The sequence below is a fragment of the Haloferula chungangensis genome (genome assembly GCF_042664875.1).
Taxonomy (GTDB): domain Bacteria; phylum Verrucomicrobiota; class Verrucomicrobiia; order Verrucomicrobiales; family Akkermansiaceae; genus Haloferula; species Haloferula chungangensis.
This window is the reverse complement of the sequence record NZ_JBHTBS010000002.1, coordinates 15,733-33,099: the sequence shown is the minus strand read 5'-3', so window position 1 is coordinate 33,099 and position 17,367 is coordinate 15,733. Positions and strand designations below refer to the sequence as shown.

Below are 17,367 nucleotides of genomic sequence, written 5' to 3'. Positions count from 1 at the left end.
GCTCCAGCTGAGGCACCCGGACATTGCGAGGGATCCACTTGAGTGCGTTCGCTCCCCTATTTGACGTAAACCTCGCGTGCCTTCGCTCCGTCACCGGGTCCGATGATGCCGCGCTGTTCGAGGATGTCGACCATCCGGGCGGCGCGAGTGTAGCCGAGACGCAGACGTCGCTGGAGCAGGGAGGTGCTGCACTTCTGTTCCTGACGTGCGACGTCGATGCACTTGATGATGAGTTCTTCATCGGCATCCGAGACATCATCCTCGCCATCGTCGAAGGCACCGCTCTCGATCGACTTCTGGATGTCTTCTTCGAACTTCGGTTCGGCCTGACCCGAGCAGTGGACGACGAGTCGCTCGACCTCTTCATCGGAGACGAAAGCACCCTGGGCACGTTCCAGTTTCGCGGAGCCGGGTGGCAGGTAGAGCATGTCACCCTTGCCGACGAGTTTCTCCGCACCTTTTGAATCCAGAATCACGCGCGAGTCGAGTTGCGAGGAAACCTGGAAGGCCACGCGACAGGGGATGTTCGCCTTGATGATGCCGGTCACCACATCGGCACGGGGCGTCTGGGTGGCGATGATCAGGTGAATGCCCGCCGCACGTGCTTTCTGGGCGATGCGCGCGATGTTCATTTCGACGTCCGCGGGAGCCGTCTGCATCAGGTCGGCGAGCTCATCGACGATCACCACGATGTAGGGGAAACGGTCCGGCATCTCATCTTCATCGGGAATGAGGTCCTCTTCGTCGGCTTCAGGACCGAGGTCACCGGCTTCCAAAGCAGCGGCGATGGCATCGATTTCTTCCTGATTGACTTCTTCTTCCTCCACTTCCGGTTCGACTTCGACCTCTTCCTTTTCAGGGCGGACGCGGCTGTTGAAGCCGTCGAAATTCCGGACGCCGCACTTGGCGAAGATGCGGTAGCGCTTTTCCATCTCGTTGACGACCCACTTGAGGGCGGCCACCACCTTGCGGGGATCGGTCACCACCGGCACGACGAGGTGCGGCAGCTTGTTGTACATCTGCATCTCGACGACCTTCGGGTCGATCATGATGAAGCGCAGTTCATCCGGTCCGAACTTGAAGAGGATCGAGGCGATGATGGAGTTGATACAAACCGACTTACCCGAACCGGTGGCACCGGCGACGAGAAGGTGAGGCATCGCAGCGAGGTCGCCGATGACCGTCTTGCCGTAGACATCCTTTCCGAGGGCCAGCGGGATCTTCTTCTTCGCCGAGCTGAATTCGGGATCCTGCAGGAGTTCCCGCAGCGGCACGGCGACTTTCTCGGAGTTCGCCAATTCGATACCGACGGTGTCTTTCCCGGGAATCGGCGCGAGAATGTTGATGCGCTCAGCACGGGTGGCCCGCGCAATGTCGGCTTCAAGCTGGGAGATTCTTGAAACCCGCAGACCTGCGCTCGGATAGATCTCGTAGCGGGTAATCGTCGGGCCACGGGTGATGTCGCCCGGCGAGGTATCGATGCCGAAGGAATTCAGGGTGTCGACGATCGTCTTCTGGGTCGCCATCAGAATCTCGCGGTTGGCTTCCGGTGATTCCTCGGTCTCCTCGACTTCATCGAGCATGTCGAAGCCGGGAAGCTCGTAGTCCTCAAAGCCCGCGACGGAGAGCGAAAGGTGCTCCTGGCTCTTCCGTTCGAAGGGTTTGGCTCCTGGCTTCGGGGCATTGATGCGGCGCTGAGAGGCATCGATGATCTGAGGTGCCGGTATTTCCCGAAGCGGCAACTCGGCCTGCGGGCTTTCGGCCTCCTTCTCGGCTTGTTTGGCGGCGGCTTTCTCTTCCCGCTCCTTGCGGCGTGCCTCTTTTTCCTTCTCCCGCTCACGGGCTCGCATCTCATCCTTTTCTCCGGCGACCAACCTCGCTTCGCGGTGTTCCTTGAGCTTCTCGACACCGCTGCCCGCCAGCGAGAACGTTTCCCTGAGAAATTGAACCGGGCGCTGACCCACCAAGAGGATCAGGGAGACCAGGTAAAAGCAGGCGCTGAGAATGATCGTGCCCCACTTTCCGATCAGGGGAATCAGCAACCCTCGAGGAGGCGACATCGAACCGTCTGCCATCGGCACCGCCGAAGATCCGGCGAGGATCACCCCCACCACGCCACCCGGCTTCATGATCTGACCTGGCTCGGCAAAGACCGCCTGCATGAACGCAGCACCACTGATCGCCAGCACCAGAAAACCCACGATGGTGCGCGGCCATAGCCGACCATCAAAAACCAACTTCACCACGCCAAACCAGATCAAGGCAATCGGCACCATGAAGCCCGCCTTCCCGAGCAGACCAAACTGGACCATGCCCAGCAGCGCTCCGATGCTCCCAATGAAATTTTGCCGCGGCAGCGTCGCTTCCGTCCCGTCCGCAATCGTCGATCCGATCTTCCACACCGGAAGATCACTGCGGGTGAACGAAACCACTGCCAAAAACAGCAGCAAGCCCACCGCAATCAATATGATCCCGATGATCTCATTCGACCATTTTGACGGCTCGTCCTTCTGGCCTCGCTTGCGATTATCTCCCTTCCCCATCGTTTTTTGTCGCGAAAGCATCCCCCGCCCCCCTCAAGTGAGCAAGATTGTTTTCAAGATACAGATATTTAGTAAGACCTTAATAATCAAGCTTTCGGAGCAGACTCCCGCTTTGTGAGGGCCAAAATTGAAGGATCGATCCCTTTCAGATGGATATCCTGCTGTGGGAAAGCGATCTCGATCCCAGCCTCCTTGAAGCGTTCATTGATCGTCTCGCAGAGCTCAGTTTTGACTTTCAGGCGGTTGTCCATATTGGGCAAATAGCAGCGTAGGGTCAGGTTCAGCGTGCTGTCGGCAAAGGCTTCGAACGACGCGGCCGGCTTGGGTTCATCGAGCACCAACTCGTGGGACTCGGCGATTTCCATGAGGATCTCACGAGCCACCCGCGTATCGCTTCCGTAGGCCACGCCCACCGGAATCACCAGTCGGTTGACTGGCGAACTCAGCGTCCAGTTCATCAGCGATCCGGTGATGAACTCCTTGTTCGGCACGATGAAGTCCTTGCGGTCCCAATCGGTGATCGTCGTCGCCCGCATGCGGATCCGGGTGACGGTTCCGGTCACCTCACCGAGACTGATGACGTCACCAATCCGGACCGGACGTTCGAAAAGGATGATGATCCCGCAGACGAAATTAGCGACGACTTCCTGAAGACCGAAGCCGAGGCCGACACTCAGAGCCGCGGCGATCCATCCGAACTGTGACCAGTCGAGATCAAGGATTCTGAAGACCACCGCGAGCGAGACGGCTGTCACCAAGTACTGGCACAGCGTCGTCAGCGCGTAGCGCGTTCCCGATTCGAGACCGCTGGAGCGGAGGCCGGCGAGATCCATCAGACCGGGAAGATTCTTGATCACCGAGAGGGAAATCGGAATCAGCACGGCGAGTTGAGTCACTGAGAGCCAGTTGAAGCCTTTTTCGCTGAGGGCCACCTCTGTTTCACGATCTACCGGCAGCGTGCTTGACCAAAGAAACCAAACAGCGACCACGGTGGCGATGCCCACGGCAACACGCAACAGGCGCCGCGTCTGGGCAATGACATCATCGAGTTCGAGTTCCTCCTCGGTGACCTCGAGGAAATCGGGAGTATCCGTCTCCTGTTCGGATTTCTCGGCCAGTTCTCGCCGTGCCCTACGGGCTTCCAGCGCTTCGGCCAGCGCGATTCGTCGCTCCCGAATGGTGAACCAACGAACCAGAAGCCCATAGATCACCACGCCAGCTAACAGGATGCGGAGTGTCACCTGGAACTCGATGCTGAGGATCAGCGCGGTCCAGAGATAGCCCATCCAGGCAAGGACCATCAGGGCCAGCGGACAGCCCACCAGCAAGGGATACCAAAGCCACCGCAATTTCCAGAACCAGCTCTGATGCGACTCATCGAGCTCGCTTGAAAACAGCCCTTTGGTCGGGCTGAAAAGAAATGCCGCGACGATGATCATTGAGATGTGGGCAAGCACAATGAAGAGACGACCGGCACTGTCGAAATGCTTGGCACTTTCCTCATACAGCATCGTGCTCGCGAGCAGGGAAAGGGGTCCGTAGGTGAAGATCAGCCACCACGCTGAACGGCGCAGCACTTTGCATGATCTCTCCCTCCAGTTGAGATGAACTTCCCCGAGGCCACCCGGGCGGCAGAATTCGAGGACAATCAGCACCCATAACAGAAAGAGGGTCATCCACAGTATCCCTTCTCCAAAACCAAGAACCCAGTCCGACTCCTTGGGGTCGCCCAGGATTCCGTGGCCGATGAAGCCGACGACCAGCGGTAGCGGCAACGCAAGGAGAACGCTGTAGAGGAGGGCGCGGAGCGTATGGGAATAGCGATCGGTCGAAATCTTCCTGATCCGCTTCCCGCTGTGCTCCACCGAATGGATCAGTCGAGGGCGGAAAGCCAACAGGACCGTGACCACCAGGGCCACCATCCATGTTAGAATCGGCTGCCGGGTCGGGATCGACTTCAGTGCGGCGGCAAAGTCACCGAGGTTTTCAGGACTGAATGTCCAACTCACCGCCGCCGGAATATCCCTCATGACTTCCGAACCGATCAGTGGCGAACTTTTCTGCCAGAACAATTGCGCGGACAGGTATTTCCGGACCTCGACGATGAGGTTTCGATAGGCGCGCTCGTCCGTCTCGAAGCGTGCCGACTCGCGCACCAGCTCCGCATAGTTCTTGCGCAACTTGCTCAGCAGCTCGCTGCGGATCGCGAGCAGTTTTTGCCACGAAGCATCCCCCTCGTGCTCCTTTTTCAGACCTGACTGCTCGCGCTGCTTTTCATCGATCTGAAAGCTCTCCAGCATCAGTTGGCGGACCTCGTTTTCATGAGCCTTGATCTCCTTTGAAAGCGGCCGCGGATTCGGCAAAAGGCGCATCTGCCGCATCAGTACCTGGGAAAAACTCCCATCGACGGCACCTAGCTTCACCTGGTCCTGAATGTTCTGGTAATTCTGCGAAACGGAATCACGTCGCTTTGCAAGATCGCGGTGATTGCGGTTGATCTTATCGAGCCCCTGCCCCGAGGATTTCAGTTTATCGGCAAGGATTTTCAACTCCTGAGACCTTGCCTCCCATTCCTCATCCTCTTTCCCGGGCGGCTTCGGCAAGGCACTGATCCGCGTTTCCAGATCCTTGGTGTCGACCACCATCTGGTGCTTCAAGCGCTCATCCAAGGCGGCCGAATAGGCGCTGAGATTCTCCTTCTTGCGCTGCAACAGATCGCGCTGGGCCAGTCTTCGTGTCTCCCGCACCGATTGGCTCAACTGCTCCTGGGTGAGCATGTCCACCTCGCTCGCCAACACCTCTTTCGCGGCCCGCGCCGCCATCTGATCCGCAATCTTCGAGAGGGATTCGTCGCTCCCTGCCGAAAGCCCCTTCAACCTCGCCTCCGCATCCGCCAGCTCGATCCGCGCCTTCGGCAATCGCGCCCCGATTTCCACCGGTCGACCACGAACCCGGACAAGCTCGTCCGACGCCCTATCGAGCTGACCCGTGAGGTCGGCCAACTCCGCCCGCGTGGCATCGATCACCTTCCTCAGTCCCTCCACCCCCAGCGTGAGGTCGACCTTTGAAGCATTGGCGGTCGAGGGCAACCTCTCGATCTCCTTGTGGATCTGGACCACTTCGTCCGGAGCTACGACCAACGAATCCCGGAAGTATGCCGCGGAACTGCGGTTCGTTTCCGCGACTTTCAGACGAGCTATCACCGTCCCAAACTTTCCCTTCAGCGATTCCTGCGCCGCCGTATCGAGACCCGAACTCTCGATCTTTGCCATCTGGGCTTCCACGTCCGAGACCTCCAAATTCGAGTTTCCCGCCACTGATGGATCCTCAGCGGGGGGCGTCGACGGAGCTGGGGGAGCTGCGGGAGGCGTCGTCCCCTGACCCATCACCACACCCGACATAAAGGCCAATGCGGTCAACCCAAGCAGGGTCGCCCGCGTCAGCGTGTTTCTCACTCTCATCACTTCGGAAACCTATATTCGACCAATGCGAGGAGCGCCACTGAAACCCACCGCTCCCCCCACCCGCAAAAAAAACATCCAGTGCTTGGGATGGACTCCCCCATCCAATTCATCCACACTCCCCGACATGGAACCAATCGTTTTCACGCCCCTCTACATGCAGCGAGTCTGGGGCGGCCGCAGCCTTGAGAGTGCCTATCACCGAAGCCTCCCCGATGCCGCACCTTATGGAGAATCCTGGGAAATCAGCGATCGCGAAAATGAGCAGTCTCTGGTCGTCGACGGCCCCTATGCCGGGAAATCCCTTCACGACCTGTGGACCGATCACCGCGATGTCATTTTCGGCACCGGCCTTCCGTCATCCGAGCGATTTCCGCTTCTCATCAAGGTCCTCGATGCACGCGACGATCTCTCCATTCAAGTCCATCCACCGGCTGAGCTCGCCCCCTCCCTCGGAGGCGACCCCAAGACCGAGATGTGGTTCATCGCCGATGCCGACCCCGGCTCGAAGCTTTATGCCGGACTGAAAAAGGGCATCACTCGTCAGGACTTCGAAGCCGCTCTGGCCAATGGCAGCGTCGCCGACGTCGTTCATGCCATTGAGCCGAAGAAAGGGGAATCGATCTTCATTCCTTCCGGCCGACTTCACGCCATCGGTGCCGGATTCCTGATTCACGAGATCCAGCAAAACTCGGATACCACCTATCGGGTCTTCGATTGGAACCGCGTCGGACTCGACGGCAAAGCCCGCGAGCTCCACGTCGAGCAATCGATGAAGAGCATCGACTTCGACGACTTCGAGCCCAGCATGGACGAAGCACGCGGAACGGTCGTCGCCGAGTGTGAGTTCTTCAAGGTCGAGAAGCTGATTCTCGCGCCCGGCGATCAGATCGGCAACGAGTCCGCTGATCGATTTTCAATCATCTCCGTGGCCGAAGGTTCGGTCGTTTCCCCATCGGGACGCGAATTCGGGAAGGGAGACTTCTTCCTCCTTCCCCGAGGAATCACCCAGCTTACCTCGACCGCCCACACCACCCTGCTCCGCACCACCATTCCCTGACATGAAAGCACTCATCGCCATCCCCCTGGGTTTCCTCGTCGCTTCCTGCAGCAGCACCGCATCGCGAACGGACCCACAAGTCGTAGGACGCAAAATGATCGGGCTTCAGGAGAAATTCGACCTCATCGATACCGATGGCGACGGCTTCCTGACTCGCTCCGAGATCGTCGCGGGATTCAGCACCGTCGGGGTGGTCGACCAATCTCCCGAAACCGTTGATGCCATCGTCGATTTCTATGACTTCGACAAAGACGGCAAACTCACCCTCCGCGAAACCCAGTCCGGTGCCGTCACCGGCCCCGAGGCTCTCATTCGCGAATATCGGGAGAAGAAAGCCGCCGCAGAGTAGTACCAAGCGTCCCGGTGGGACCCTTTCGTCAAACCGTGGACTTCAAGTCCACGGCCCGCTCCCCCGCTCTCAGCTCGAAAGCTGCTTTGCAGCCTTGAGCGTATTCTTCATCAGCATCGCGATGGTCATTGGTCCCACGCCACCAGGAACCGGCGTGATCGCCGCGCACTTTGCGGCGACCTCCTCGTAGGCCACATCGCCAGTTAGACGATAGCCTCGCTTCTTCGTCGCATCGTCCACGCGATTGATTCCGACATCGATCACCACCGCGCCGTCCTTGACCCAATCGGCCGTCACCATTTCCGGACGACCCACGGCGGCAATCACGATGTCCGCCTGACGGCAAATTCCGGGAAGGTCGCGGCTGCGTGAATGCGCCACCGTCACTGTCGCATCCGATCCCTTGGCCATCAGCAGCAGAGCCATCGGCTTGCCGACGATCATGCTTCGACCGATCACCACGGCATTCGCACCCTTCGTTTCCACATCTGCTTCCTTCAGCAAGCGCATGCAGCCTGCAGGCGTGCAGGGCACGAAACCACTCGAATCTTCCAGCGCCAGTTTGGCGACATTTTCCGGATGGAAACCATCGACGTCCTTGCGTGGGTCGATCGTACGGATCACCGCTTCTTCGTCGATGTGCTTGGGTGGCGGGCTCTGGACCAGAATCCCGTGAATCGCGGAATCGGCATTCAGCTCCTCCACCACCTTGATCAGTTCCTCCTGAGTCGTTTCCTCGGGAAGCTCGATCTTGCGCGAATAGATCCCGAGGTCTTCACAGGTCCTCGCCTTTGATCCGACATAGACCTGCGATGCGGGATCGCTCCCGACGAGCACAACCGCCAAGCCAGGAGTGATGCCATTGGACCTCATCTCCGCCACTTCGCTCCGGCATTCTTCAAGAACTGCCGCCGCCACTGCCTTGCCATCAATCACCTTGCTCATGCTTCTTCGGTAAAATCTTCAGCGCCCGCACGCAAGACCGACTCGATCCGCAAACGCCATTCTTCGAACTCACTCTCTGAAAGCTCGGCGGGCACCGCAAGCGCCTCGTCAAAAATAACGCGCACCTTGCTGAATGGCTTCGGCACGTGAAATCGATCCCAGCTCTTCAGTTTCCACGCCGAGCTGAACTCGACATGGACCGGAATGATCGGCGCGCGTCCCGCCTCCGCCAGCTTCACCGCCCCGGGCTGCAGCACGTAGCGCGGACCACGCGGACCATCCGGCGTCAGACAGATATCGAGGCCCTCGCGCATTGCCTTCCTCAAGGCCACCAGCGCCGCCACTCCCCGCCGCGACGATGACCCGCGCACCGCTCCAATCCCAAAAACACCGACCGCTCGCGCCAGCATGGCTCCATCATGGCTGGCACTCGTCAGAACCACGGCCCGGCGATCGGCGCCGCAAAGCTTTCTCCATGCAGCTGGCACCGTGAAGATGCGATTGTGCCACAGGCAGTAAATCACCGGCCCGGGGAAGGTCCCCCTCTTCCCGATCCCACAACGATCAAGGTACTCGAATCTCAGCGTCGCACAGAGCCCCCGCATCAGCCATCCCGCCGTCTTGCCAATCAAGGTCGCCTTCCGGCTCTCGCGAATCTCAGTGGACTTGGCCATCAGCGGAACCCTCCCGTCTGAAGTGGGTCGACCAGCCAATGCTGGCGGGCTAACAGCTTCTGATAGAACCCGTGGCATCGGTGATTCATTTGACAGCGGGAATTGCCCGATCGCCCGATCCGGACATGCGGGGCCGAAGCCTCATCCGTCAGCGCCGCCGCCTCCAGATCAAACGCCACCACGCGAGTGGCTTCCCGACCGATTTTGATTCCCAGAAAATGCATGCTTCAACGAGTGAGCCGCCCCAGCCTCAGCACCAGCCCGCCGCTTGGCAAGCTCCGCCGTGGACGCTTTCGCCCTTCGCCTGTCATTCCTCTTCACGGGCATCCTAATTCCTCGACAGCGCCCGCCCTATCTGCCTTTCCCTATGATATGTCAGATCAAAGTCAGGATCCATCTCTGCCCGAGACCAACCCTTACCAAACACCGACTTCGATTCCGACACCCCATGTCCCCAGCCTCGCGGAAGGTCAGGGCCCCTACGGCCCCTTCATCAACACCCACACCCTTTCACGCGTGGTGATCGGTCTGGTCATCGCCTCGACCGTGATCGAAATCCTGATGATGCTCATCACCGCCGCAGAGCTCAACGTTCTAAAGTCCGACGGCAGCGGCAGCTATCTCGAAGGCCTCACCCATCAATGGATTCCGCTTGCCCTCAGCGGCTCCGCGATCCTCTTCCTGATTCTCTACATTGCGACCATCGTTGCCTTCGCCAGATGGATCATCCGCAGCTCGAAGAACGCCTGGCTCTTCTCCCGGCAGTCTAATCAATTCATCACAACGATCACCCCCGGATGGGCCGTCGGTTATTACTTCATCCCCATCATCAATCTCTGGAAACCTTACACTGCCATGCGGGAAATCCGCGACGCCACCGATCAAGGCATCCTCCGTGGTGTGCTGCCCTTCTGGTGGACCACATGGGTCGCCAGTGCGATCCTCGGACAGATCTCGTTCCGTCTCGGCAACCGTGCCGACACCATCGAAAAATACATCAGCAGCTCGGTCTTCGATCTGGTGGTGCTTCCCTTGAGTCTCGCACTGAGCGTCCTGGCCATCATCCTTGTCCGAGACATCACCCGCGCCCAGCTTGAGCGCAATGGCAGCCACCGCGGTTCCGGCGCTGCGGAAACTCCCGCACTTTAGTTTCCATCTCCGGCTTGCTCCCTCCGGGAACTCGGGCATCTTCCCCGCATGAGCGAATTCGAAGAGAAAGTCCGCGACGCCCTTTCCAACCCTCAGAACCAGGGCGAAATGAACGATGCCGATAGCGTCGGCACCGTAGGCTCGCCGGATTGCGGCGACATGCTGCGGATGTGGCTGAAATTTACGGAAAAGGACGGCCAGAAAGTCATCGACCGCGCCTCCTTCCAATCCTTCGGCTGCCAAACCGCCATCGCCGTGGCCTCCATGGCCACCGAACTCCTCAAAGGCAAAACCGCCGAGGAAGCACGCAATCTTTCGGCCAACGAACTCACCGGAGAACTTGGTCCGCTCCCACCGATGAAAATCCACTGTGGCCAACTGGTCGAAGGAGCGCTTCGCAGTGCTCTCGACGGCTCACCTGCCGACGCACCCACTCAAGATCTCGCGCCCACGCTCTCATCCGAGATGCAAAAGCCGAAAGGTACGATAAAAATAGTACCACTCGACTGATCGTCTAACGGCCTAACAAACATCCACCTGCCTGTTCGTTCCCGCCAAGCGACGTCACCATCGCTTGCTCCGCCTCACCCGCCTTGAGCATTTCCACGGCGGCGACGAGCTGCAAACTGGCCGAGGCTCCCAGGGCATCACCGAGCAGCGACTTCGTTGAAATCCGCGCACCTTTCCAGTCGCCAAACACCGCGTCTTCAATCGCATCGACCCACGCGACCCCGATCCGGCTATCCGCCAACAGGGTGCTTTCCTCATCGACGGAAAATTCGCCACGCAGTTTTCTCAAAGCTTCCGTCCGGTCGCCCAGCTCCGAATAGCTCACCGGATCAGGAATCGCCAACAAGGTCGGCCCATTCCCATCCAACTCCAACACCACCGCGCCCGCGCCTTCGGAGGGCGTGATCTCGGCTGACCTCAGGCCGACTGCCTCCGCACTCAGCCAGTCAATTTCTTCCGGCGCCACGACCACGCACACCTCACAATCCCCGCGGAGCAGCCACTCGGTCGCCACCTCGAGCGCGGTGAAAATTTCGGCACCATCGCCGACCAATGTATCGTTCGGCGCCATCGATCCGAGGATCGCGGAGAGATGGCTGGATGGCGCGTTGTAAACCGTTTCAGGGAAAAGAATCGGACTCGCAAAGGCCGGATCGCCCAGCACCTCGCCGTAAAATCGATTCGAGTAATTCACGCAGCCGTTCATCAGCGAACAGATCACGCCGACCCGGATCTCGCCCGCCTGAGCCGCCGCCAATCGCTCTGGTCCCAGCGCTTCAAATGCCGCAGCCGCCGCAAACTTCCCGATCGGACTCGTCCGCCTCAAGCGTGGGTTCTTCGGCAAAAGTGACTTGTCCATCAACTTCGGCACCCGCGCGACAGGCGATGCAATCAGTCGATCGTCCGCCGTCTTTCGCTCGACCATCGAGTCTTCCGCCTTCACCCCGCTGCGCAGCATTTCCATCAATGCCGCCACGCCCCATCCCGCAGGAGAAACCGCCCCCGTGCCACTGATCGTAACCCGGCTCACGCGCCCACCTCCTTCCGGAAAATCAAAGTCGCATTCGCACCACCAAAGCCGAACGAGTTCGTCAGCACGGTATTCACTGTCGTTTCCCGCGTCCCGCGAAGCAGGTCAAAAGTGCAGACCTCATCCGCCTCGCGCACGTTCAGGCTCGGCGGCAACCATTGGCCCTCGAGCGTCAGCAAACAAATCACCGATTCCACCGAACCCGCACCACCTAACAGGTGACCGATCGCCGACTTCGTCGAGCTCACCTTGATGTTCGAGACATCCACGCCCGCCAACCTTTGAATCGCACGACCTTCCGCGATGTCATTCAGCGGCGTGCCGGTGCCATGCGAGTTGATGTAGTCGATCTGCCCCGGCTCGATGCCCGCCATCTTCGTCGCGGCGCTCATCGTCATCAACGCGGCATCACCCTCCGGATGCGGCTGGGTCAGGTGATGAATATCCGTTGCGGCCGCATAGGCCATGATCTGCGCAAGCGGTTTCGCGCCCCGCGCGATCGCCGACTCCAGCGCCTCCACCACCACAAATCCCGCCCCTTCCCCAATCGCCAATCCATCGCGAGCCGCATCAAAGGGCCGTGGAATCCCACTCGGCGAAAGTGCCTGCAGCGAATCGAAGCCACCGAAAACCATCTGGCTCAACGCATCGTACCCTCCCGCCAGCACCCGGTCCGCCTTTCCCTCGCGGACCATCTGAAAGGCATGCCCGATCGCATTCGCACCGGAGGCACAGGCATTCGAAATGATCCGTATCGGCCCGTGAATCCCCAACGCCCTCGCCATCGCCGTCATCTGCCGCTGCGGCTGGTAGCTCTCGACCCGCAAAAACTGCCCGCGCTTGCTGCAACCTTCGACCGCTTGATTGTAGTAAGCCTCGCCAATCGGCATCGCCCCGGCCGAGGTTCCGATCATGATCGGCATCGCCCCCTTCAGCCCCGCCTGCTCCAGAGCCTCGCGAGCCGCCGTTAGAGCCATCCGGGTCCCACGATCCATGCGCTCCCACTGCTTTTTGGGAAATCCCGCCATCGCAGGCATGTCCGGCATCAGCGCCTGACCGGCCGTGCCGACCCGCTGGCGCGAGACATCAAACAGGTCGACTTCCCGAAATGCCGTCCGCCCCGCGCGGAATCCCTCGGCATTTTCCGCCCATCCGCCGCCCATCGACGTGTGGATTCCCGCACCGGTGATGACGACCGGGCGAGCTGGGATTGAGGGGAGTTGATCGGAACGATATGCCACGGTCTGGGAATTCAGGCTGGCCGACATGCGGCCCTGCCAGCTAGTCAACGGGCAGCGAGCTTGTCAAATGCTGCTTCTACGCTGGAACAAAACCTTGGAGAAATTCCGTGATCAGCCCGCCATCTTTGATGGCGAGCGCGTCTCCTCCTTCTCGGACCTCGCCGAGTCCCTTGCCGCTCTTCCTGCAGCCACCGGCCCCATCGCCGCCCAGGGTTCCGCCCATCAGATCGCCCTCGCCACCCTTCAAGGCTGGCGCGATGGCCAAGCGATTCTCCCTCTTGAAAAACCCGGCCTCCCCGAGCTCGGTCCGATCCCCGAAGGCGTCGCCCACCTCAAGCTCACTCCCGGCAACGAAGGCCAACCCCGGACCGTCCGCTTCACCGCCGCTCAGATCGCCGCCGATGCCGACCGCCTCGTTGCGGCGATGGACCTCACCCCCGAGATTCCCAACCTCGCAACCATTTCGCTCAGCCACTCCTACGGCTACTCCAGTATCATTCTGCCGCTGCTCCTTCACGGCATCCCGATTCAAACTGTCGAAGTCCCCTTTCCCGCCGTGGTGACCGCCGCCTGGAAAAACCACAAGCGAGTCATCGTCCCTGCCGTTCCCTCGATGTGGCGTGCCTGGCATCGCTCCGGGATATTAAAGGATGCCCCCATCGCCCTGGCCATCTCCGCGGGTGCTCCGCTCTCGCTCGAACTCGAAACCGCCATCTGGAACGACTGCGGCCTCAAGCTCCACAACTTCTACGGCGCCTCCGAATGCGGCGGCATTTCCTACGACCGCTCAAGCAGCCCCCGCAGCCACCCCGACGACCTTGGCGAAGCCCTTCCCGGCGTCGATGTCACGCTCGATGCCAGCGGACGCTTCATGATCCGGAGCTCATCCGTCGCTCTCGGCTACGATGACTCCCGTAGTGACGAAAAGCTCACCGCCGGCAGCTTTCTCACCCCGGACCACGGCCACCTCGACGGCCCTCGTCTGCTCCTCGACTCACGCGGCGGCGACACCATCAACGTCGCCGGTCGCAAGCTCGGCCCCGGCCGCATCGAAGCGGTTCTCCGCGCCACCGGTTTCATCGAGGACGTGCGGGTCTTCGGCATCCCCAGCCACGACCCCGAACGTGTCGATGAAGTCGCCGCCTTGATCACCACCGACCACTCAATCAGAGACCTCTCAAAAGCCGTAGCCGACACCCTCGCCGGCTGGGAAATCCCCCGCCACTGGATTACCGATCCCGAGCCTGGCGACTGGCAGCTCACGCGTCAGTCCCTCCGGAAAAAGCACGCCGGCCTCGCGAAGTAGCGTCTCGAAATTTGGACTGCGGTGGCAGAGTGAGTCTCCGCCTGCCCGCCGTAGCCTTGCGCGAAGGAGGGAGCGTCGACACCGCTTTCGTGCCACCTTTCCACTCCTCTCCCCAAATCAAGTTCGCTTGACGCTAAAGACTCCATCTCCCCCCTGCCTTCAATCTGCGTCCATCCCGTTCATCTGCGGTTAAAACCCTCTCCATCCTGAAACGTTAAAAAGCCCTTCCAACGACAGATAAAATCGAGCTACGTCCCCATACGGTCACGCGGCGGTGTCGCCGTTCGTTGACTCACTCTGCCACCGCACTCCAAATTCATTCCTCCCCGCTCAACATGATTTTTGCCGTTGCCAGCTCTCTCCCAGCCGTCGACACCCGGCCACTCACCTGAATCATCCCCCCAAGCCTTCCCTCAACCGTCGCCTCGATTTCCAACAACTCCCCCGGCACCGCGGCGCCCAGAATCTTCGCGCCGCGCACGCCGGTCAGAAGCAGATTTTTGAGTGCCGCAATTTCCGGATCACTCTGCGCCACCACGCCCCCGAGTTGGGCAATGGCCTCAATCAAGATCACCCCCGGCATCAGTGGATTCCCGGGGAAATGCCCGACGAGGAAGGCCTCATCCCCTTTCACCAGATATCGGCCCAGCGCCTGCTTTCCCGGCTCCAATGAAACCAGTTCATCGACGAATCGGAATTCAGGACCATGGGGGAGCGCGTCAAGTTTGGACATAAGTCTCACTAACTGACCAGCTTCCGAACTGGCCACAGAAATTTCATCGAATCGATCCCAGCGCACTTCGCCCTTTCACCAACCCGAGAATTCCCTATCCTTTCGCTGTCCCGCCATGCCTCCCATCGAACCCAGCATCGTTCGAGATTCCCGCTCGATTCCTGTCGCCACCCGCTCCTGGTGGTGGTGGCCGCTCGAAACCCTCGCCATGGGCGGCGGGATTCTCTACTGGGGCGTTTTCGGCCTTCTTTTCACCCTGGTCTCCCTGCCGCTGCGGATCATCCTCCCCCGCCGCCGCGCGCAAATCCTCGGCCGCAGCCTGCTCCACCGCGCCTTCCGCGTCTTCGTCCACTACTTGCGCATCACCGGACTTGTCCAGGTCGACCTCAACTCGCTGGCACCTCTCCGACAGAAATCCGAGCCGATCATTATCGCTCCGAATCACACGTCGCTGTGGGATGCCGTTTTTGTCATCGCCTGCCTGCCACAGCCAATCTGCATCATGAAGGAAAGCATTCTCTGCAACCCCTTCCTCGGAGGTGGCGCCCGGCTCGCTGGCTACATCCCGAATAGCTCGCCCGCTCGTCTCGTCCGCAAATCCGCCGAGTCCCTCAGCCACGGCGGCCAGCTTCTGCTCTTTCCCGAGGGCACCCGCACCCGTCGCGACGCCCGCTGGATCAACCCCCTGCGCGGTGGCTGCGCCCTCATCGCGCGACGGGCCAAGGTCCCCGTCCTCCCCGTTTACGTCCGCAGCAATACCCGCTTCCTCGAAAAAGGCTGGCCCCTGTGGAAGCGACCCGACTTTCCCCTGAAGCTCTCCTTTGAGCTCGGAACCGCCGTGGTTCCCAAGGAGAACGAAAGCGCCAAAGCCTTCACCAACCGTTTGAGCGAGACTTACATCCACAACCTCTCCCGTCCGCACAAGCTGCGCCGCCAGATCGAGGTCGAGTGAAAGTGATGCGTCAGGGTTCTTCGGGCTTGCGGGGTCAGGATTCAGGGGCCACTAGTCAGAAGGACAAAAGGCAGGATCTCCGCAGCACCTGACTTTCCGTCCCCTCAATCCTGAGCCCAGATCCACAAAGCCCGCAGCACCACATCCGCTCAGCCCCAACCCGCAATTCTCCCTATTCCGCCATCGACAAGCCGCTCTCCCCGCTCCTAACCTCCGGCGCAGCGCGCCCGGGGGCGGATTCGGAACCTCCAGGCCCGCCCTACATCGTCCCATGAAAGCCATCCTCGCCCTCGAAGACGGCCGCCTTTTTGAAGGCCGCGCGTTCGGATCATCCGGCACTACCACCGGTGAAATCTGCTTTAACACCTCGATGACGGGGTATCAGGAGATCATCACCGACCCCTCCTATCGCGGTCAGATCGTCACCATGACCTACCCGCAGATCGGAAACTACGGAGTCACTCCGGAAGATGCCGAGTCCTCCTGCCCCCACGTCCGCGGTCTCGTCATCGGCGAGCTTTCGCCCGTCGCTTCAAACTACCGCTCACGCCAGACGCTCGCCGACTACTTCGCCGAGCACCACATCATCGGCATCGAGCACATCGACACCCGCGCGCTGACCAAGCACCTCCGCTCACTCGGAGCGATGCGCGCCTGCATCAGCACCGAGCTTTCCGCTGAAGAAGCCATCGAAGCCGCCAAGGACTCCGCGCCCATGGAAGGCAGCGACTTCGTCAAAGAAGTCTCCACCACGGAAAGCTACACCTGGGACCAGGACTCCCGGCGTTTCACTCTGCCAAACGTCGTCACCGAACAAGCCGACAACTGGCTTCCCCTCCCACCGGTCAAGCACCGCATCGTCGCCTACGACTTCGGCATCAAATACAACATCCTCCGCCGCCTGCGTCAGGCCGGCTTTGAAGTGGAAGTCGTTCCTTCGACCACTTCCGCCGCCGATGTGCTCGCCAAGAAGCCCGACGGGGTATTCCTCTCGAACGGTCCCGGCGATCCTGCCGCGCTCGGCTACATCCACGAGGAAGTGAAGCAGCTCGTCGGCAAAACTCCGATCTTCGGTATCTGCCTCGGCAACCAGATCCTCGGCCACGTCTTCGGCGGCTCAACCTACAAGCTCAAGTTCGGCCACCGCGGAGGGAACCAACCCGTCAAGGACCTGCGGTCCGGAAAAATCTCGATCACCTCGCAGAACCACGGCTTCGCCGTCGATGGTACCAAGCTGCCTGATTCCATCGAGGTCACCCACATCAATCTCAACGACCAGACGGTCGAAGGGATCCGCCATAAGGAACACCCGATCTTCAGCGTTCAGTATCACCCTGAAGCCGCTCCCGGCCCGAACGACGCCACCTACTTTTTCGATGAGTTTTCCGCACTCATCGATTCGACGAAATAGTTC

15 protein-coding genes are annotated in these 17,367 nt (G+C 60.2%); 7 read left to right on the top strand and 8 right to left on the bottom strand.

Annotated features, from left to right (window positions below; all coding sequences use genetic code 11):
* Nucleotides 1-56: 56 nt before the first annotated feature.
* Both ACFQY0_RS04180 and ACFQY0_RS04175 read right to left on the bottom strand, forming a co-directional pair.
* Entirely contained in the window at nt 57-2,543 is a 2,487-nt protein-coding gene (locus tag ACFQY0_RS04180; protein ID WP_379709459.1) for a DNA translocase FtsK, read from the bottom strand.
* An 86-nt stretch (nt 2,544-2,629) separates the two neighbouring features.
* Complete coding sequence (locus tag ACFQY0_RS04175; protein WP_379709457.1) at nt 2,630-6,004, bottom strand: mechanosensitive ion channel domain-containing protein; 3,375 nt, start codon at nt 6,002-6,004, stop codon at nt 2,630-2,632.
* A 127-nt stretch (nt 6,005-6,131) separates the two neighbouring features.
* Here ACFQY0_RS04175 and ACFQY0_RS04170 point away from each other — a divergent pair, with 127 nt between their 5' ends.
* Nucleotides 6,132-7,064 carry a type I phosphomannose isomerase catalytic subunit gene (locus ACFQY0_RS04170; protein ID WP_379709455.1) on the top strand — a complete coding sequence of 311 codons (933 nt, stop codon included), beginning with the start codon at nt 6,132-6,134 and terminating at the stop codon, nt 7,062-7,064.
* 1 nt (nt 7,065) lies between these two features.
* Complete coding sequence (locus ACFQY0_RS04165) at nt 7,066-7,413, top strand: EF-hand domain-containing protein (protein ID WP_379709453.1); 348 nt, start codon at nt 7,066-7,068, stop codon at nt 7,411-7,413.
* 69 nt (nt 7,414-7,482) lie between these two features.
* On the opposite strand, the gene folD is transcribed toward ACFQY0_RS04165, so the two are convergent.
* From folD to ACFQY0_RS04150, 3 genes are read right to left on the bottom strand one after another with little or no spacing between them, the layout of a single operon-like run.
* Nucleotides 7,483-8,358 (bottom strand): bifunctional methylenetetrahydrofolate dehydrogenase/methenyltetrahydrofolate cyclohydrolase FolD, encoded by an 876-nt coding sequence (gene folD, locus ACFQY0_RS04160; RefSeq protein WP_379709451.1) that lies wholly within the window; start codon nt 8,356-8,358, stop codon nt 7,483-7,485.
* Nucleotides 8,355-9,032: a lysophospholipid acyltransferase family protein gene (locus tag ACFQY0_RS04155; RefSeq protein WP_379709449.1), complete on the bottom strand. Its 678-nt coding sequence runs from the start codon at nt 9,030-9,032 to the stop codon at nt 8,355-8,357. The genes folD and ACFQY0_RS04155 overlap by 4 nt, the downstream gene beginning before the upstream one ends.
* Complete coding sequence (locus tag ACFQY0_RS04150) at nt 9,032-9,256, bottom strand: hypothetical protein (protein ID WP_379709447.1); 225 nt, start codon at nt 9,254-9,256, stop codon at nt 9,032-9,034. The genes ACFQY0_RS04155 and ACFQY0_RS04150 overlap by 1 nt, the downstream gene beginning before the upstream one ends.
* Nucleotides 9,257-9,404: 148 nt before the next feature.
* Between ACFQY0_RS04150 and ACFQY0_RS04145 the strand changes: the two genes are divergently transcribed.
* Both ACFQY0_RS04145 and ACFQY0_RS04140 read left to right on the top strand, forming a co-directional pair.
* A complete protein-coding gene (locus ACFQY0_RS04145; RefSeq protein ID WP_379709445.1) occupies nt 9,405-10,181 on the top strand; it encodes a DUF4328 domain-containing protein in 777 nt (258 codons plus the stop codon).
* A 48-nt stretch (nt 10,182-10,229) separates the two neighbouring features.
* Complete coding sequence (locus ACFQY0_RS04140; protein ID WP_379709443.1) at nt 10,230-10,691, top strand: iron-sulfur cluster assembly scaffold protein; 462 nt, start codon at nt 10,230-10,232, stop codon at nt 10,689-10,691.
* Nucleotides 10,692-10,695: 4 nt separating this feature from the next.
* Here ACFQY0_RS04140 and ACFQY0_RS04135 read toward each other — a convergent pair whose 3' ends face one another.
* Nucleotides 10,696-11,721: a beta-ketoacyl synthase N-terminal-like domain-containing protein gene (locus ACFQY0_RS04135; RefSeq protein WP_379709441.1), complete on the bottom strand. Its 1,026-nt coding sequence runs from the start codon at nt 11,719-11,721 to the stop codon at nt 10,696-10,698.
* On the bottom strand, nt 11,718-12,962 hold the full coding sequence (locus tag ACFQY0_RS04130) for a beta-ketoacyl-[acyl-carrier-protein] synthase family protein (protein ID WP_379709438.1): 1,245 nt from the start codon (nt 12,960-12,962) through the stop codon (nt 11,718-11,720). Before ACFQY0_RS04130 ends, ACFQY0_RS04135 begins: the two co-directional genes overlap by 4 nt.
* A gap of 67 nt (nt 12,963-13,029) precedes the next feature.
* Between ACFQY0_RS04130 and ACFQY0_RS04125 the strand changes: the two genes are divergently transcribed.
* The gene (locus ACFQY0_RS04125) at nt 13,030-14,268 is read left to right on the top strand and encodes an AMP-binding protein (RefSeq protein ID WP_379709435.1); all 1,239 of its coding nucleotides are present in this window, start codon (nt 13,030-13,032) and stop codon (nt 14,266-14,268) included.
* Nucleotides 14,269-14,584: 316 nt separating this feature from the next.
* On the opposite strand, the gene ACFQY0_RS04120 is transcribed toward ACFQY0_RS04125, so the two are convergent.
* Nucleotides 14,585-15,001: a 3-hydroxyacyl-ACP dehydratase FabZ family protein gene (locus ACFQY0_RS04120; RefSeq protein ID WP_379709432.1), complete on the bottom strand. Its 417-nt coding sequence runs from the start codon at nt 14,999-15,001 to the stop codon at nt 14,585-14,587.
* 115 nt (nt 15,002-15,116) lie between these two features.
* Here ACFQY0_RS04120 and ACFQY0_RS04115 point away from each other — a divergent pair, with 115 nt between their 5' ends.
* Together ACFQY0_RS04115 and carA are read left to right on the top strand one after the other, a co-directional pair.
* A complete protein-coding gene (locus ACFQY0_RS04115; RefSeq protein WP_379709430.1) occupies nt 15,117-15,953 on the top strand; it encodes a lysophospholipid acyltransferase family protein in 837 nt (278 codons plus the stop codon).
* A 271-nt stretch (nt 15,954-16,224) separates the two neighbouring features.
* Nucleotides 16,225-17,364: a glutamine-hydrolyzing carbamoyl-phosphate synthase small subunit gene (carA, locus tag ACFQY0_RS04110; protein WP_379709428.1), complete on the top strand. Its 1,140-nt coding sequence runs from the start codon at nt 16,225-16,227 to the stop codon at nt 17,362-17,364.
* The last annotated feature ends 3 nt before the right edge of the window (nt 17,365-17,367 follow it).

Coding starts and splice junctions, on each gene's coding strand:
- ACFQY0_RS04125 (WP_379709435.1), top strand. CDS start 13,030: ATGCTGCTTCTACGCTGGAACAAAACCTTGGAGAAATTCCGTGATCAG.
- ACFQY0_RS04145 (WP_379709445.1), top strand. CDS start 9,405: ATGTCAGATCAAAGTCAGGATCCATCTCTGCCCGAGACCAACCCTTAC.
- ACFQY0_RS04170 (WP_379709455.1), top strand. CDS start 6,132: ATGGAACCAATCGTTTTCACGCCCCTCTACATGCAGCGAGTCTGGGGC.
- ACFQY0_RS04155 (WP_379709449.1), bottom strand. CDS start 9,032: ATGGCCAAGTCCACTGAGATTCGCGAGAGCCGGAAGGCGACCTTGATT.
- ACFQY0_RS04175 (WP_379709457.1), bottom strand. CDS start 6,004: ATGAGAGTGAGAAACACGCTGACGCGGGCGACCCTGCTTGGGTTGACC.
- ACFQY0_RS04140 (WP_379709443.1), top strand. CDS start 10,230: ATGAGCGAATTCGAAGAGAAAGTCCGCGACGCCCTTTCCAACCCTCAG.
- ACFQY0_RS04115 (WP_379709430.1), top strand. CDS start 15,117: ATGCCTCCCATCGAACCCAGCATCGTTCGAGATTCCCGCTCGATTCCT.
- carA (WP_379709428.1), top strand. CDS start 16,225: ATGAAAGCCATCCTCGCCCTCGAAGACGGCCGCCTTTTTGAAGGCCGC.
- ACFQY0_RS04180 (WP_379709459.1), bottom strand. CDS start 2,543: ATGGGGAAGGGAGATAATCGCAAGCGAGGCCAGAAGGACGAGCCGTCA.
- folD (WP_379709451.1), bottom strand. CDS start 8,358: ATGAGCAAGGTGATTGATGGCAAGGCAGTGGCGGCGGCAGTTCTTGAA.
- ACFQY0_RS04165 (WP_379709453.1), top strand. CDS start 7,066: ATGAAAGCACTCATCGCCATCCCCCTGGGTTTCCTCGTCGCTTCCTGC.
- ACFQY0_RS04120 (WP_379709432.1), bottom strand. CDS start 15,001: ATGTCCAAACTTGACGCGCTCCCCCATGGTCCTGAATTCCGATTCGTC.
- ACFQY0_RS04150 (WP_379709447.1), bottom strand. CDS start 9,256: ATGCATTTTCTGGGAATCAAAATCGGTCGGGAAGCCACTCGCGTGGTG.